Annotated in this window: 1 protein-coding gene and 1 pseudogene; one reads left to right on the top strand and one right to left on the bottom strand. The window is 74.1% G+C overall.

Going from position 1 to position 758, the window contains the following annotated elements:
• Positions 1 to 387: winged helix-turn-helix transcriptional regulator (locus GTW67_RS15230; protein ID WP_161165358.1), on the top strand; the 387-nt coding region annotated here is incomplete at its 5' end.
• 13 nt (positions 388 to 400) lie between these two features.
• Here GTW67_RS15230 and GTW67_RS15225 read toward each other — a convergent pair.
• Positions 401 to 758, bottom strand: a pseudogene (locus tag GTW67_RS15225) (2-oxoacid:ferredoxin oxidoreductase subunit beta); the annotation flags it as partial.

Raw genomic sequence — 758 nt, 5'->3', positions numbered from 1 at the left:
GAACACATCACCAGCCGCTGGGGCGTCCTCGTCCTGATCGAGCTCCTGGACCGGCCGCACCGGTTCAGCGAGCTGCGCCGGGCGGTCGGCCGGGTCGGCCGGAGCGTCAGCGAGAAGATGCTCACCCAGACCCTCCAGACCCTGGAGCGCGACGGCCTGGTCCACCGCGACGCCAAGCCCGTCATCCCGCCCCGCGTCGACTACTCCCTGACCCCCCTCGGCCACGAGGCGGCGGAGCGGGTGCGGGGCCTGGCCGAGTGGACGCACGAGCGGATGACGGACGTCGAGCGGGCCCGCCAGGAGTACGACGAGACCCGCGCGGCCCAGCAGCAGGAGACCCGCGCGGCACGGCAAGAGGCCCGGGCGCTTCCGTCCCGGGCCTCGTGAAGCGGTACGGCGCTCAGCCGACGACCGTCCAGGTGTCGCCGCCCGCCAGCAGCGCCCCCAGGTCGCCCTTGCCGTTCTGCTCGACGGCCGTGTCCAGCTGGTCCGACATCAGCGTGTCGTAGACCGGCTGGTCCACGGCGCGCAGCACACCGATCGGGGTGTGGTGCAGCGTGTCGGGGTCGGCGAGGCGGGACAGCGCGAACGCGGTGGTCGGCGACGCGGCGTGGGCGTCGTGGACCAGGATGTCCGCCTCGTTGTCCGCGGTGACCGCGACGACCTTCAGGTCACCGGTGGCCCGGTCGCGGACGACGCCCTTGGCCCCGTCGGCGCCGAAGCGGACCGGCTGCCCGTGCTCCAGCCGGATCACCGCC

Source organism: Streptomyces sp. SID5910 (genome assembly GCF_009862125.1).
Lineage (GTDB): Bacteria > Actinomycetota > Actinomycetes > Streptomycetales > Streptomycetaceae > Streptomyces.
This window is presented reverse-complemented; position numbering and strand designations above follow the sequence as displayed.